The 14,754-nt window shown below is 63.7% G+C and carries 10 protein-coding genes; 8 read left to right on the top strand and 2 right to left on the bottom strand.

Annotation, left to right across the window (positions count from 1 at the left end; translation table 11 throughout):
• The first annotated feature begins 68 nt into the window (after positions 1 to 68).
• The 8 genes from prfA (at position 69) to DXT59_RS02580 (ending at position 8,261) form a co-directional block, all read left to right on the top strand.
• Positions 69 to 1,151, top strand: a complete 1,083-nt coding sequence (gene prfA, locus DXT59_RS02610) for a peptide chain release factor 1 (protein WP_116135375.1) — start codon at positions 69 to 71, stop codon at positions 1,149 to 1,151.
• A 9-nt stretch (positions 1,152 to 1,160) separates the two neighbouring features.
• The gene (gene prmC / locus DXT59_RS02605) at positions 1,161 to 2,051 is read left to right on the top strand and encodes a peptide chain release factor N(5)-glutamine methyltransferase (RefSeq protein WP_116135374.1); all 891 of its coding nucleotides are present in this window, start codon (positions 1,161 to 1,163) and stop codon (positions 2,049 to 2,051) included.
• A gap of 166 nt (positions 2,052 to 2,217) precedes the next feature.
• Positions 2,218 to 4,299, top strand: a complete 2,082-nt coding sequence (locus DXT59_RS02600) for a hybrid sensor histidine kinase/response regulator (RefSeq protein ID WP_116135373.1) — start codon at positions 2,218 to 2,220, stop codon at positions 4,297 to 4,299.
• Between the two features lie 77 nt (positions 4,300 to 4,376).
• A complete protein-coding gene (grxD, locus tag DXT59_RS02595) occupies positions 4,377 to 4,688 on the top strand; it encodes a Grx4 family monothiol glutaredoxin (RefSeq protein ID WP_116135372.1) in 312 nt (103 codons plus the stop codon).
• 109 nt (positions 4,689 to 4,797) lie between these two features.
• Positions 4,798 to 5,394, top strand: a complete 597-nt coding sequence (locus tag DXT59_RS02590) for a UbiX family flavin prenyltransferase (RefSeq protein ID WP_116135371.1) — start codon at positions 4,798 to 4,800, stop codon at positions 5,392 to 5,394.
• Positions 5,395 to 5,538: 144 nt separating this feature from the next.
• Complete coding sequence (locus DXT59_RS02585; protein WP_116135370.1) at positions 5,539 to 6,318, top strand: DODA-type extradiol aromatic ring-opening family dioxygenase; 780 nt, start codon at positions 5,539 to 5,541, stop codon at positions 6,316 to 6,318.
• Between the two features lie 274 nt (positions 6,319 to 6,592).
• Positions 6,593 to 6,781, top strand: coding sequence for a hypothetical protein (locus tag DXT59_RS30430; RefSeq protein WP_162877919.1), 189 nt, complete (start codon positions 6,593 to 6,595; stop codon positions 6,779 to 6,781).
• Positions 6,782 to 7,574: 793 nt separating this feature from the next.
• On the top strand, positions 7,575 to 8,261 hold the full coding sequence (locus DXT59_RS02580; RefSeq protein ID WP_162877918.1) for a hypothetical protein: 687 nt from the start codon (positions 7,575 to 7,577) through the stop codon (positions 8,259 to 8,261).
• A gap of 96 nt (positions 8,262 to 8,357) precedes the next feature.
• Here the strand turns inward: DXT59_RS02580 and DXT59_RS02575 are convergent, their stop codons facing one another.
• The gene (locus tag DXT59_RS02575) at positions 8,358 to 13,268 is read right to left on the bottom strand and encodes an AIDA repeat-containing protein (RefSeq protein ID WP_116135368.1); all 4,911 of its coding nucleotides are present in this window, start codon (positions 13,266 to 13,268) and stop codon (positions 8,358 to 8,360) included.
• A 96-nt stretch (positions 13,269 to 13,364) separates the two neighbouring features.
• Positions 13,365 to 14,609, bottom strand: a complete 1,245-nt coding sequence (locus tag DXT59_RS02570) for an autotransporter strand-loop-strand O-heptosyltransferase (RefSeq protein ID WP_116135416.1) — start codon at positions 14,607 to 14,609, stop codon at positions 13,365 to 13,367.
• Between the last annotated feature and the right edge of the window lie 145 nt (positions 14,610 to 14,754).

Here is a 14,754-nt window from a genome sequence, read left to right as displayed (position 1 = left end):
CCGCTCGGGCGCGTCCGGCGCCCTCAAGTCCGCCTTTCCACTTCTTTCCGGGGAGCCTCGCTCCGCACATGAAAACGAGCATGCAACACAAGCTCGACCAGTTGACGACGCGGCTGGCCGAACTAAACGACCTTCTGAGCCGCGCCGACGTGACGGCCAAACTCGAGCAATACCGCAAGCTCACGCGCGAACACGCCGAAATCGGTCCCGTGGTCGAGCACTACGCGCTGTGGCGACAGGCCCGGCTCGACGCGGCCACCGCCCAAGAGTTGCTCGCCGATGCCTCGATGCGCGAATTCGCCGAAGAAGAAGTGCGCACCGCTCGCGACCGCATGACGCAGCTCGAGGACGACCTGCGCAAGATGCTGCTGCCGAAGGATCCCAACGACGAACGGAACATCTTCCTCGAAATCCGGGCCGGCACGGGCGGCGACGAATCGGCGCTATTCGCCGGGGACTTGCTGCGGATGTACCTGCGCTATGCCGAACGGCAGCGCTGGCAGGTCGAGATGATGTCGGAGAGCGTGTCCGACCTCGGCGGCTACAAGGAAGTGATCGTGCGCATCGCCGGCCAAGGCGCCTATTCGAGACTCAAATTCGAATCGGGCGGACACCGCGTGCAGCGCGTGCCGGCCACCGAAACGCAAGGCCGGATTCACACCTCGGCCTGTACCGTGGCCGTCATGCCGGAAGCCGACGAGATCGGCGAAGTCGAAATCAATCCGGCCGATCTGCGCATCGACACCTTCCGCGCGTCGGGCGCCGGCGGTCAGCACATCAACAAGACCGATTCGGCCGTGCGCGTGACGCACTTGCCCACGGGAATCGTCGTCGAATGCCAGGACGATCGCTCGCAGCACAAGAACAAGGACCGGGCGCTGAAGGTGCTGGCGGCCCGCATCAAGGACAAACAGTATCAAGAGCAACATGCCAAGGAAGCGGCCACGCGCAAGAGCTTGGTCGGCTCGGGCGATCGCTCCGAGCGCATTCGCACCTATAACTTCCCGCAAGGGCGATTGACCGATCACCGGATCAATCTGACGCTATACAAGCTCGACGCGATCATGGACGGCGATCTCGACGAATTGATCGCCGCGCTCGTCAGCGAGCATCAAGCCGAACTGCTCGCCTCGCTCGGCGACGCGGACTGAAGCCGCGCCATGACCTCCGGCTCCTTGCCGCCTGCGATCACCGTCAGCGCGTTGCTGCGCGCCACGCCGCTCGAGACGCTCGACGCGCGCGTCCTGCTCGCGCATGCGCTCGGCTGGCGGCGCACCGAGCTCATTACGCGCAACGACGAACCGCTCGATCCGAACGCCGTGGATGCGTTCCGCTCGCTGGAAGCCAGACGAGTCGCGGGTGAACCCATCGCACAGATCGTCGGCGTGCGCGAGTTCTATGGCCTCGACTTCGAGGTCACGCCCGATGTCCTGATCCCGCGTCCGGAAACCGAATTGCTCGTGGAAACGGCGCTCGCGGCGATCGGATCGGTACCGCGTGCGCGCGTGCTCGATCTCGGCACCGGCAGCGGTGCGATCGCGGTGGCGATCGCATCGGCGAGACCCGATGCGCGCGTATGGGCCGTCGATCGCAGTGCGGCCGCCATCGCCGTTGCCGCGCGCAACGCCGCAAGGCTGCTCGATCCGCGCCGACCCGGCGGCTCGATCGCATGGTTGCAAGGCGATTGGTATGGTGCCTTCGATGCCGGTCCATCATCCGCCCGTGCGTCCGTGCCGGCCCTCCTCGAATTCGATCTGATCGTCAGCAACCCGCCTTACATCGCGTCGGGCGACCCGCATCTCGACGAAGGCGACCTGCGCTTCGAGCCCCGAGGCGCACTGACGGACGAATCGGACGGATTAACAGCAATTCGCGCCATTGTGACGGGATCGGGCCCGTTTTTAGCTAATGGTGCTTCTTTATGGATCGAGCATGGCTACGATCAAGCCGCCGAGGTGCGAGCTTTGTTCGCCGCCGCCGGGTTCGCGGACGTTCGATCGCTCCAAGATTTGGCCGGGATCGAACGTACGACGGGTGGAAGGCGCGTTTGACGGGAACCGCGGCGTCCCATTTTGCGAGCCGTGCATTCCAAAGCCCGCTATCGCCACCTAAGATGAATTGATGCATCGTCCACGCTGGTATGATTTATCTTTGCTCGCGCGCGGGCGACGGACTTACCGCGGACGCGTCTAAACCGAATTTCAAGCGGAGCCCACGGTGAAGTGTCCCTTGCCGTATATCGGCGAACATGTGACCGTTCGCGGTACTGAGCTTCACCCGGACGAGCCGGCTGAGCTTACGCGAAACAAGCTCGCTCACATTATCGTCAACGAGATCTCCGCATTTGTCGCCCTGCTCGATACGTCGGGCAAGGTGATCGATTGCAACGATCACGGCCGCGCCACGTTTTTGCCGCCGCAAAGCGAACTGATCGGCCGGCCGCTGGCCGCCGCATTCCCCTATGCGGCGGGGCATAACCACGCACGTGAAGCGCTGACCCAAGCCATCGCGCACGCTGCCGCCGGTGAGACCGTGCCGCTCGATCTGCCCGTGGCGCCCGCGACACAGGGCGCGCCCGCGCTCATCCTCGCTTCGACGCTGCGCCCGGTTCGCGACGACGCCGGACGCGTCGCGTTCGTTCTCGTGGAAGCACGCGAAGCGACGCAGCAGCGCAGCGACGAAGCGGCGCTCGTTGCGAGCCGGGCCGAAGCGCATCGCGGCCACGAGGCGTCGGCTCGCCTGCAGGAAAGCGAACAGCGGTTTCGCTTGCTCGTGGATAGCGTCGTCGACTATGCGATCTTCATGCTCGACCGCGACGGCTATGTCACCAGTTGGAACTTGGGCGCGCAACGGATCAAAGGCTATCAAGCCGATGAAATCATCGGCCAGCACTTCTCGCGTTTTTATACGGACGAAGACCGGCGTAACGGCGTGCCGAGCGCGGTGCTCGCGCGCGCCGCGAGCACCGGTAAGTTCGAAGGCGAAGGCTGGCGGGTGCGCAAGGACGGCACGCATTTCTGGGCCAACGTGCTGGTCGACGCGATCATGGGCGCCGAAGGTGAAGTCATCGGCTTTGCGAAGGTCACGCGCGATTTGACCGAAAAGCGCAATGTCGAAGCGCAGCTTCGGCAATCTCAGAAGATGGAAGCGATCGGCCAGTTGACGGGCGGTATCGCGCACGATTTCAACAACTTGCTGCAAGTCGTCATCGGCAGCCTCGAAGGGCTCCAGCGGCGCATGGCGAGCTTGGGGCAGACGCAGCAGGCGGTGGATATGTCGCGCTTCGTCGAGAACGCGCTGCGCGGGGCGGACCGCGCCGCGAATCTGACGCGGCGTTTGCTCGCGTTTTCGCGCCGCCAAACGCTCGACGCGAAGCCGACCGACGTAGACAAGCTCGTTGCCGGGATGTCCGAGCTGCTTCGCCGCACGCTCGGCGAATCCATCGCGATCGAAACGGTCAATGGCGCCGAGCTTTGGCGTGTATTGGTGGATGCGAACCAACTCGAAAGCGCATTGCTGAACTTGGCCGTCAATGCGCGCGATGCGATGCCGGCCGGCGGCAAGCTGACGATCGAAACGGCCAATTGCACGCTCGACGAATCGTATGTTTCGCGCTTCGAGGGGCTCGACGCGGGGCAATACGCGATGATTGCGGTCAGCGACACCGGCTCGGGCATGACGAAGGACGTGCTCGAACGAGCCATGGAGCCGTTCTTCACGACGAAGGAAGTGGGCCATGGCACGGGGCTGGGGCTCAGCCAGGTCTACGGTTTCGTCAAGCAATCGGGTGGGCACCTGCGGATCTACAGCGAGGTCGGGGAAGGCACGACGGTCAAGCTCTTCCTCCCTCGCCTTGCGGGCGACGTAACCGTCGACGAGCAGCCCGACCACCGGCCCGTGCCCGCGAGCCACACCGGCGAAACGATTTTGGTCGTCGAGGACGATGAAAACGTACGGACGGCGACGAGCGATATGCTGCGCGAACTCGGCTACCGCGTCGTGGTGGCGCCCGATGGCCCTACCGCCTTGCGCCTCGTCGGCGAGCGGCCCGAGATCCGGCTGCTGTTTACGGACGTGGGACTCCCGGGCGGCATGAACGGGCGCCAACTCGCCGACGCCGTGCGGACCAATCGCCCCGAATTGCCGGTACTGTTCACGACGGGCTACGCCCGCAACGCGATCGTGCACCACGGCCGGCTCGATGCCGGAATTCAGTTGCTGTCGAAGCCTTTTACGTACGCCGAATTGGCCGATAAATTGAACCGGATGCTCGGCGGCGCGCCCGCCGCGCCGCAATAGGCGCGCCCGGCTTGCCGGGCTGAAATCCGCTATCATTGCCCCCTAACATTTTCCTGTGCGCTAAGCCAAGGTCAGTCATGGATACGCAACAACGCATCAAGCAAATCATCGACGAAAACGCTGTCGTCCTCTTCATGAAGGGCAATGCGCAATTCCCGATGTGCGGCTTCTCGGGCCGCGCCGTCCAAATCCTGAAGGCGTGCGGCGTCGATCAGTTCAAGACGGTCAACGTGCTGGAGGACGAGGAAGTCCGGCAGGGCATCAAGGAGTTCTCGAACTGGCCGACCATCCCGCAACTCTATGTGAAGGGCGAATTCGTCGGCGGCTCGGACATCATGATGGAGATGTATCAGTCGGGCGAGCTGCAGCAGTTGTTCGCCGCGGCGTGAGTGGCATGAGCGGCTCGAGCGCGTTGATGCGCTCGCTCCAAGCCTGCCAACCGCGCACCTTGGCCGGCGCGACGAGTGCCGGCCGCCTCGCTTTCTCCTCGCTTTAGCCATGCCGCTCCCCAGTGCCGCGCCGCGCCGGTTGATCGTTGCGATCACGGGCGCCACCGGCGCCATTTATGGCGTACGCCTGCTCGAAACGATGCGGCGCATCGAAGGGCTGGAGACGCATCTCGTCGTTTCCGGCGCCGGCTGGCTCAATCTTCAGCACGAACTCGGATTGACGAAGGACGACGTCCATGCGCTAGCCGACGTCGCCCATAGCGTGCGCGAGGTCGGCGCGAGCATTGCGTCGGGCTCGTTTGCCACCGACGGCATGATCGTCGCGCCGTGTTCGATGAAGACGCTGGCGAGCATCGCCCATGGTCTCTCGGATAACCTCATCGCGCGCGCCGCGGACGTTACGCTCAAGGAGCGTCGGCGTCTCGTGCTGCTTGCCCGCGAAACGCCGCTGAACCTCGCGCATCTGCGCAACATGACGGCCGTGACCGAGATGGGCGGCGTCATCTTCCCGCCGCTGCCCGCCTTTTACAACCGGCCCTCGTCGATCGACGAGATGGTCGACGATACGGTGGCGCGCGTGCTCGATATGTTCGCGCTCGGTCCGGCACGGGCCACGGCCTGGACCGGTCTGCGCGGGGACGCGTAAGCCGCTGTCCCGAGGGCGCTTCGATCCGTAACTGGCGCGATACGGTTCGTTTCGCGAAAGCAGGTTTCCCGGCGCCGCCCGGGGGCATATAGTCGCGTCAAGACCCACTACTGATCGCCGGCCGCGCTTGCGCGCCGTTATCCCATGTCACGCTTGCCTTCCCTGTTCTTATCCCACGGTGCGCCCACGTTGCCGATCGATCCGTCGATGCCGTCGGGCGAATTCGCCACGCTCGGCGCCCGGTTGCCGCGCCCCCGTTCGATCTTGGTCCTTTCGGCCCATTGGGGCACGAACATTCCGGTCGCCAGCACGGCCGAGGCACCTGAAACGATCCACGATTTTTACGGCTTTCCGCGCGCCCTGTATGAGTTGCAATACCGCGCGCCAGGCGCGCCCGATGTGGCGCGACAAGCGGCGGCACTGCTCGATGCGGCCGGTATCGCCGCGCAAACTCAGCCGCATGGGCTCGATCACGGCGCTTGGGTGCCGCTTTTGTTGATGTATCCGGAAGCCGACATCCCCGTCGCGCAGTTGTCGATTCAGCCGCACCGCGATCCGGCGCACCACTATGCAGTGGGCCGAGCGCTTCGGCCGCTGGCGGACGATGGTGTGCTGATCGTCGGCTCCGGTCAGATCACGCATAACCTGCGAGCGGCCGATTTCGGCGCGAAGCCGGGCGATGCGGATCCGCGCGTCGCGCAATTCACCGATTGGTTTGAATCGCGGCTGGCCGAGCGTGATGTTCAAGCGCTGCTCGACTATCGGTTGCGCGCGCCGCACGCGGCTTTGATGCATCCGACTGACGAGCACTTGCTGCCGGTGTTCGCCGCGCTCGGGGCGGCCAGCGACGACTACACGCTCGACATCCAGTCGCTCGGGACGTTTCAAAAGGCGTTGGCGATGACGAATTATGTGTTTTTTTGATTGATTTCGTTATCCGTTCTTGTCAACAAGTGAGCCCGTTAGATTGCCGTTAGGGCAATAGCAGCAGGGTTCAAAAATCGACATAAGACGTCGGGGCATCGCCGAACAGTCGATCACGTATGCGATATCCATTTTTTTGAAAATTACCTCACACCGCCTTGCCAAACAAATATGGCCATGATCCAATCCGAATGTCGTAAACTTGATGCCCTCCGGAATTAAATCAACAATCTCAGCGAGCATTACGAGACCAAGCGACAAAAGGAGAAGCTAGGTGAGCGCTAGCGATATAATTGCAAAAATAGCCATGATGACGTTGTTCGTAATAGCGATCGAAACTCTTTTGCACAGAGCAAAATTACCACTTTCGCCGTCGTCTATTGATTTTATAGCAGGCGCATTTGGCGTTGCCCTTGGTGAAATATTTTTCAATTACTCATGGAAATCAAGGAAAGATAAATAACTTCTCCGATCGTGATCAGCATAAATATCCCGCCCGAATCAGTCTGATTTTTCACCCTTCACACAACATCACGCTCGCTCGGCGTTAGTTTAGAGACTCGGTTAAAAAGGGAGTCTCTCCGTGATCACTCTAGAAACAGTGCTTACTCGAAGACCATCGCCCGATGTATTACGCGTGGCGCCCAACTACGCACGACCATCCAAACGAGCGAGAATTGTCGTTTTTTCCACCTGCCTTCTATTTCTTTCTGAAGCACAAGCGCTAGGCACCTTCAGTCGAGCGTGCAGGTTCGATCAGATTCCCAATGGTCTCCAGACAATCGCAGCGACGTTCTTTACGTTGCTCGGCGCACCATCATGGGTTCGTGATTTGCCTAACCATCAGCAAAAAGACAGGTACTGGATATTGGAATCTATTACGACTGACTATACCAGCACTCAGTATTATCTTGGGGCCCGCCATACGGTGTACCAATGGCATCAAGGAAATTATGCCGGCTGGCTCTCAAAGCTAACCAGGGATTCAGGCTTAGCTAGGGATCAACTGGATCCATCCGTACTCACCGACGATAAATTTAGAATTTTCACAAAAAACAGAGGGCTACTGTGTAGTGCTCGCGCAGGGTCAGCGGAGATCGTCGAGCGCACTGACAACATAGCCGGCGCCAATCCATTCTTCAACCGATGGCGAGTCGTGGGCCACCACTACTATTACGACCCCAGGACTCGCAGGAATTTCGTATTGACAGATCTGTGGCGGAAGATTGCAATCTCAGCGAAGGATGGCCCAGACCATGAGACGCGCCATTTCACTCTGCTTACTGGCATGCGTTGCCGGATGCAACTCAGGCGACCAACGCAATGCGCAAGACCGCGCTTTAAACGAAATGGCAGTGGCGATGGATGCCGCTAGCTCATTAGTGATCGTTGAGCCGGCAAGATCGCCCGCGCAGCGGGCGCTCTTCGAAAAAAATCTGATCAAACAAAGTTCGACTTATTTGGTGCTATCTGCCTCGCCCGACGAGCTTAACCTTCTGCGAGAGATCGAGTCTCTCATTCCAACTGCGTCAAATCACCAATCCCTCGGCTCGGTGGAACTGCGAAGGATCATGACGCGCACGTCTGAGCTACAGTCCATCGGAGCGTCGGTCATAGGCTTGCTGCCTGACGCGGGCAGACGCGAATCGGTCCTGTTTAGGTTGCCGACAGGAAGGCTGGGCATGCTCGCCGTTTGGGATTACAAAGCCGATCAAGGCAAGATGTATGCAATGCAAGAAGCGCTAACGTTCAACGTTGCGAAAAAGCCGGCATCGCTATCTCTGTCCGAGAATCCGACGGACCCAAGGCGTCTTTGGACCCTGGGATGGAACACCGACACGGAATACTATTCCCTGTACCTAGAGGACACGAAAGACACAACCGGGGCACATGATTGGAACCCGGAGTCGATCCGCGCGTTCGCAGAAAAGCTGACCCAATGAGCCACCGGGCAGCCTTCAGATCGGTACCCCAGCCGCTAATAAAGCCCGATCCCCAGCTCGCGCCGCGCGGCTCGTCCCGCGGCGCGGGCTCGACCATCAGAACCGATAGCGAATCGCGACATCGCCTCCGAGTTGCGAACCTCGCCCCGTGTTGAGCCAACTGCTGAATCCGACGCCAAGTTCCACATGCTTGGTCAATGCGCCGGCGGCGCGTACGCTCGCCACGAGCCTGCCGCGCGGCAACGAAACGCCCGGCGCGTCGAATGCCGTGCCGTCCGCGCTGAACACCGTGACCGCGCGCGAGTTCCGAGCCAACTCCAGCCCGTAATCGACGTTAAGCCGCAGCGTCATTGGATGAGCGCCGTTGCCGAACGACGTGTCTACGCTGACGCCCGCGTACGGTTGCACGCTTCGGGCGTTGTCCGCGCCGACGCCGAGGTTTTGTCCTCCCGCACCGCTTTCGGCAAAGCCATTGCCGCGGTAATAGGCAACGAGCCAGCCAAGGTGCGGCGTGAAGTTCACTACCCCTGCCGTGAGCGGTAGGCCGGCTTGGGTGCCCAGCACCACCTCGTTGCCCGCCGTGCCGCCCTCGGCCGTGCCGGGGCTGCCGAGCGGGCGGTACAGATGCACATCGTGGTAGGCATAGGAAGCGGCTGCGGCAAGCGTCACCGGTCCAACGTCGCGCGCTCCGTATAGCGAGAGCCGCAACGTGTCGTCGCGGCCATGGTCGCCGGTAGTTTGCTCCGCGAGATCGCTGTGTCCATAGCTTAGCGCGCCCCCCGCGACGTAGCGCCCCACTCGCCAATCGGCGCCGGCCGTGAATCGATATCGAGTGCCCCCAAACCCCGGCGCGCCGAGCGAACCGCCGTCGAGCGAAAGGCGGTCGGTGGAACTCGCGATCCAGATCGCGCCGTTCGCCGAAGTCGACGGCAAGGCCACTCCCCCTGGATTCGCAAGCTGCGACGCGTGTTCCAACAACCGGGCTCCCATCGCCTCGCCTGCCAGGAGCGCCGTCGTCGCCGGCGCCGTAAAGAGGCTCGTGTCTGCCGGCGCCACGACAGTCGCCGGCAATGGCTGCGCGCTGTCCCCCGCCACGGCGTTGACCACGAGATCGACCGCGGTCTGTCCATAGGTCAGGCTTTGCGTCACTTGCGCGGCCGCGGTCCCGCCGGAGGTGACGCTGGCGAACCGCCCGAGGACGGCATTGGCCGACACGATCTCATACGTCTTGCTCGCGCCGTACGTGCCCGGATCGTAGATCACATGCAATGCGCCGTTCAACGTCGCGGTTGCGCCGACCACGAGCTTCGATGCCGCCGTCGGACTGACTTCGATCGAGAGCGAGCCAGCCGCATGCTGCACGTAGTTGCCCGCCACGCTCAACGTGCCGATCGAGCCGCCTGGCTGGACCGCGCCGGCATTATCGATCGAGCCCACGACCGTGCCGTGGCCGAGCAGCGTACCCGCGGCTTGGACCTGAACATCGCCCCCGAGCTTCGCATCGGGGTGCACCGCGTCGCCTATCGCAAGCCGCCCCGCGCTTACGACCGTCGTGCCGGCGAATGCGCTGCTATCGCCGTTCAGGGTCAGCTTGCCGGCGCCAGCCTGGACCGTTTGACCGGAGCCCAGCAGCGAGTCGGCATAAACCGTGTCGTCCGCGCGATTGAAGACGAGCGCACCGTTGTTCACGATGTTGCCTGACACGGTGCCGCCGCCGATTTGCACCGTGCCCCCCGCGCTGATCGCCACGCCGCTGACCGCGCCGAACGTTTGCACGGTCCCGCCCGAGCCGACCGCCGCGCCATTGACGGTGCCGCCGCCAGCCACGATCAATTGGCCGCCGCTGCTGACCGTCGTTGCATTCGCGATGCCGCCCGAAGAAATCGTCTGCGCGCCGCCCGTCAAGGTGGCCAGACTGGCGACACCACCCGAGAGCACGACCTGCGAGCCGCCGTCGATGGCCGTCCGGCTGGCGACGCCGCCGCCATGGATGGTCTGCACGCCCTGAACCGCATCGCGATCGACGGTGCCGAACACGTCCTGCCGTGCGCCTGCGAGGACCTGCGTGGCACTGCCCGCGCCGCCGGCCGAGATCGTTTGTGTGCCGCCGCTCGACACCGATGCCGAGACGGCAACGCCGCCGGCCAAGACGGACTGCACGCCGCCGGCCCCGATGCTCGTGGCGCTCGCCATGCCGCCCGATGCCACGGACTGGCCGCCGCCGCTCAGCATCACGCCGCTGGCGACAGCGCCGGACAAGACCATCTGCATGCCGCCCGACGTAATGCTGGCGGCGCTGACGACTCCCCCGCCCTCGACCGTCTGGGTTCCGCCGCTCGTCACGAGCGCGCCGCTCGCCATGCCGGCGCTGGCGACATCCTGGGTGCCGCCCGCGCCGACCACCGAACCGTCGGCTTCGCCGCCCGCGGTGATTGATTGCAACCCGCCGCTGCCCACTACCGCGGCGCTGGCGACCCCGCCTGACACGACATCCTGGATGCCCCCCGCGCTAATGGAGGTTCCGGTTGCGACCGCACCCGACGACACGTATTGAACACCTCCCGCAAGGTTGGCGCCGCTCGCGACGGATCCTGACGAGACGACTTGTGTGCCGCCGCTGCCGACGATCGTGCCCGAGACGACGGCGCCTTGGTACAGGAGCTGCGTGCCGCCATCGTTGACGAGCGTGCCGCTTGCGATACCGCCAGAAGAGACGGTTTGCCGCGCGCCGTTCATAACGACCGTGCCGTCCGCCTCCCCACCGAGCGAGACTGTCTGGCTGCCCCCCGCGCTGACCACCGCGCCGCTCGCAAGCCCGCCCGAGAGCACGTGTTGTATGCCGCCGCTCGTCACCTCGGTGCCGATGGCAAGGCCCCCCGAGGAGACGATCTGCGCTCCCCCGCCCGAGACGGTCGTCCGGCTGGCGGTGGCCCCCGCCAGCACGATCTGCGCGCCGCCGCTCGCGACCGCCGTGGCGATTGCGATACCGCCGCTGGAGATTGTCTGGCTGCCGCCGGCCGACACCGTGGTCCCACTCGCCGCGCCTCCCGACGAAACGTTCTGGGCGCCGCCGCTCGTGACCGTCGTGCCGCTTGCCAAACCGCCCGCCAAAACATTCTGCGTGCCGCCGCCCGTGACGGTCGTGCCGCTGGCCGCGCCGCCCGCCGAAATATTCTGTAAGCCGCCGCTCGTGACCGTCGTACCGCTGGCCACGCCGCCCGCCGAGACGATCTGCGTGCCGCCGCTGCCGATCGTCGCCCCAACCGCCAAACCGCCTGTCAGCATCATCGTTCCCGCGGCGCCGACCGACGTCGCGTTGGCGACGCCGCCCGACGACACGGTTTGCTGGGCAAAATCCGACACGATCGAGCCGTTCGCCTGGCCGCCCGCTCCGACCGATTCTTGGGCAAAGCTAGAGACGACCGTACCGCTCGTCACGCCTCCCGAGGAAACGGCCAGCGTGTATAAATCGATCGTGTCGATTGCCGTGCCACCCGAGATGACGACCGCGTTGCCCCACTGGTCGATGGTGGTGTCGCGCGCGATGCCGCCCGCCTCGATGGTCAGCAAGGCGCCGTTTTGGAGCAATACGTTCGACGCCACGCCGCTCGAAATGCTGAACGCGCCGAGTGCATTGGAACCACTCACGAACACATCGTCCGTCGTGGCGTTGAACACCGCACCGGCGTTCAGGACGAGGCCGGTTGCCGTGCCGCCCGACGTGACGCCGAATACGCCGTGATCGAACACGATGGTCCCCGTTGCGGTTCCGCCCGAGGAAACGAGTTGTGTCCCTCCGCTCGAGGCGATCGTCCCCGCGGCCAACCCGCCGGAGAACACGCTTTGAACGCCGCCCGTGCTCAACGTCGCGCCGCTCGCCACGCCTCCCGACGAAACGATCTCGCGCGCGTTCGTATCGACGATGCTGCCGATGGCAAGGCCACCCGCCACGATCGATTGCTGAGCGAAGTCGGAAACATGCGAACGGCTTGCGACGCCCCCGCTCGAGACGATCTGGGTAAATAGGTCCTGCGTATCGATCGCAAGCCCCCCGGAGGATACGACTTGCGTGCCGAAGGTTTGGATAATGGTGCCGCTCGCGGTCCCGCCCGCAAGCACGGTGAACAAGCTGCCGTTCTCGAGCAGCAGGCCCGACGCCACGCCGCCCGCGATCTTGAACGTGCCGCTCGTATGGGTGCCCGAGACGCTGCCCGCCGTCGTATCGGCCAGGAAAATCGCCCCGCTTTGCTGGTTCACCGCGAGGGCGCTCCCCCCGCTGCTGACGGCCAGTTGCCCCCCGCTCGTCACCGTCGAGGAAATCGCGACGCCGCCCGCGAAGACCGTTTGCAGGCCGCCGCTCGCGACGGTCGTTCCGCTTGCCGTGCCACCGGCGAGAATCCGTTGCGCACCGCCATTGCCGGCCGTCGTGCCGCTCGTTACGCCGCCCGAAAGCACCGTTTCGAGTCCGCCCGCGCTCAGCCGTGTGGCGACGGCCGTACCGCCCCAGACGACGTTCTCCCCCTGGCTCGCTTGCGTGCCGGTCGCGACGCCGCCGGACATCACGTATTGCTGGCCACCGCTCGGAAGGAACGTTGCGCTGGCAGTGCCGCCACTACTCACGACCTGCGTGCCGCTGACGACCGACGCGAATGCCGTACCGCCTGAAAAGACGGTCTCGGTGCCGCCTGGATCGACGAACGACGCGCTCGTGACGCCGCCCGCCGAGACGGCGAGCGCCCCCAGGCCATCGATGGTGAACGTATCGGCCGTGCCGAAAACGTTGGCGACGGCGTTCGCGCCGACGGCAACGCCGCTCTCGGTATCGCCCGCGCTGACGGTGAGCGTCGTCTGGCCGTGCACGGCGGCCGGCGATATCAACGTGGTATAGAGCGCCGGGCTCGCCAACAGCTTGGCAAGTCGCGCCGCGCGCGCGGGTTCCGGCTTCCACGGGTCGATGCCCACGCCGCCTGCGTGCCAGCTATAGTCTCGAGTGCCCTTGCCCCGCATTACTGAGCCTCTAACGATGTTTCGTTCGTATCGCGCATTCGACGGCGGTCTCGCACGGACGGTGCGAGACAGGGCCTTCCGCGCCCTAGATCTGTATCAGCGTGCCGCGCCGGCAATGGCGCGGATCGCGTCGATCACCTGTTTCGATTCGATCAGACGCGTGCATTCGAATTGCCGAGGCGTGCCTTTGTGCTTCGGACACCAGAAGAAATCGTGGTGATCGAAGCGCACGCGGACATCGTTCCAGCAACTGTTGCAGACGTGATAGTTGATGACACGGTAAGGCGTATGGAACTCGTTGTCGGGATGGGAAAAGCCGCTGATCATCACGACCGGAGTCCGCATGGCCCACGCGAGCCACGACAGGCCGCTCGACAAGCCGATAAAGAAAGCCGCGTGCTTGAGCCAACGTGCGCGCTCGACGATGGGCCTGTCGCCGGTCTCGTCTTGGACGCCGTGGGGGATGTGATTCCAGGTCATGCCGGCACCGTGCACGCGCTTTTGATCGATGCACACGACGCGGTAGCCCGCCGCCTTGCAGAAAGCGATCACGTCGTGCCATCCGGCGGGGTTGTTCCAGTATTTACATTGCGTCGAGCTTTGCACGGCAATGCACACGTACGGTTCGTCGATCGGGCGCGAATCGTCGGGCAACGCGATGCGGGGCGGCTCTTCGCGCGGATCGAGACCCAGAATGTAGCCCGCCGTGCGATGCAAACCGACGAGGCGAAAATCGCACGGCTGGTGCACGCGTTCCTCGTCGTCGAAGAACAAGCCGAGGTTGTAGGTCGCGTAGTAGCGATTCGGCTTCACCTGCTCGTGAGTGACGAACTCGATCTCGGGATAAGCGTCGGCGAAGAGCGCAATCAGCTTGGCCGACATCGCACAGGTTAGGCGGCACTTGTGCTGGCGTTGAAACTCCGCGACATAGGGCATCCATGCGATGGTGTCGCCCAGCGTGCCCACCGGCAGTTGCACGAGCACGTCCTTGCCCGTGGCATCGTAGACATGCCGGAAAAGCGGGGCCGCGCCGCTATCTCTCGCCAGCGCGACTCTCGACCAGACGAGAATCTCGAACCGTACGAAGTACCGTTTCGTGCTGGCCACATAGCCGTTTGCGATCGCGGTGTCGAACAGCACGTTACCGGTCTGATGATCCCTCAAGCGAACCTGCCAGTTGCCCGGCGGCAGCGTCACTCGGCAGCCCTGGTTGAAATCGAAGCGGATGCCGGCCGGTCCTTCTTGGGTGGGGACCGCGGCCGGCGGCGGAAATGGACTCGCGCAAGCAGACTCCGCGGGAGCCGCACTGACCGGCACCTTGTCTTCCTCTAGCAATTGCATTTTCTCGATCCAGTCCAATCGTTTCGAGACAAGCCGGGACCCGCAGGGATATCGGAGCGAAACGACGGTTCGCGCCTGCCGAGCTTTCAAATACATTCACCAGCCTGAAAGCGGCCCCGATTCGCAAGTAAATAGAAAGCAATCC

Origin of the sequence: Trinickia diaoshuihuensis (genome assembly GCF_003390925.1) — a bacterium.
Lineage (GTDB): Bacteria > Pseudomonadota > Gammaproteobacteria > Burkholderiales > Burkholderiaceae > Trinickia > Trinickia diaoshuihuensis.
This window is presented reverse-complemented; position numbering and strand designations above follow the sequence as displayed.

Bases quoted from the DNA above. Each gene is read 5' to 3' on its own strand.
- prfA (WP_116135375.1), top strand. From the start codon at position 69: ATGAAAACGAGCATGCAACACAAGCTCGACCAGTTGACGACGCGGCTG.
- prmC (WP_116135374.1), top strand. From the start codon at position 1,161: ATGACCTCCGGCTCCTTGCCGCCTGCGATCACCGTCAGCGCGTTGCTG.
- grxD (WP_116135372.1), top strand. From the start codon at position 4,377: ATGGATACGCAACAACGCATCAAGCAAATCATCGACGAAAACGCTGTC.
- DXT59_RS02590 (WP_116135371.1), top strand. From the start codon at position 4,798: ATGCCGCTCCCCAGTGCCGCGCCGCGCCGGTTGATCGTTGCGATCACG.
- DXT59_RS02585 (WP_116135370.1), top strand. From the start codon at position 5,539: ATGTCACGCTTGCCTTCCCTGTTCTTATCCCACGGTGCGCCCACGTTG.
- DXT59_RS02580 (WP_162877918.1), top strand. From the start codon at position 7,575: ATGAGACGCGCCATTTCACTCTGCTTACTGGCATGCGTTGCCGGATGC.
- DXT59_RS02575 (WP_116135368.1), bottom strand. From the start codon at position 13,268: ATGCGGGGCAAGGGCACTCGAGACTATAGCTGGCACGCAGGCGGCGTG.
- DXT59_RS02570 (WP_116135416.1), bottom strand. From the start codon at position 14,609: ATGCAATTGCTAGAGGAAGACAAGGTGCCGGTCAGTGCGGCTCCCGCG.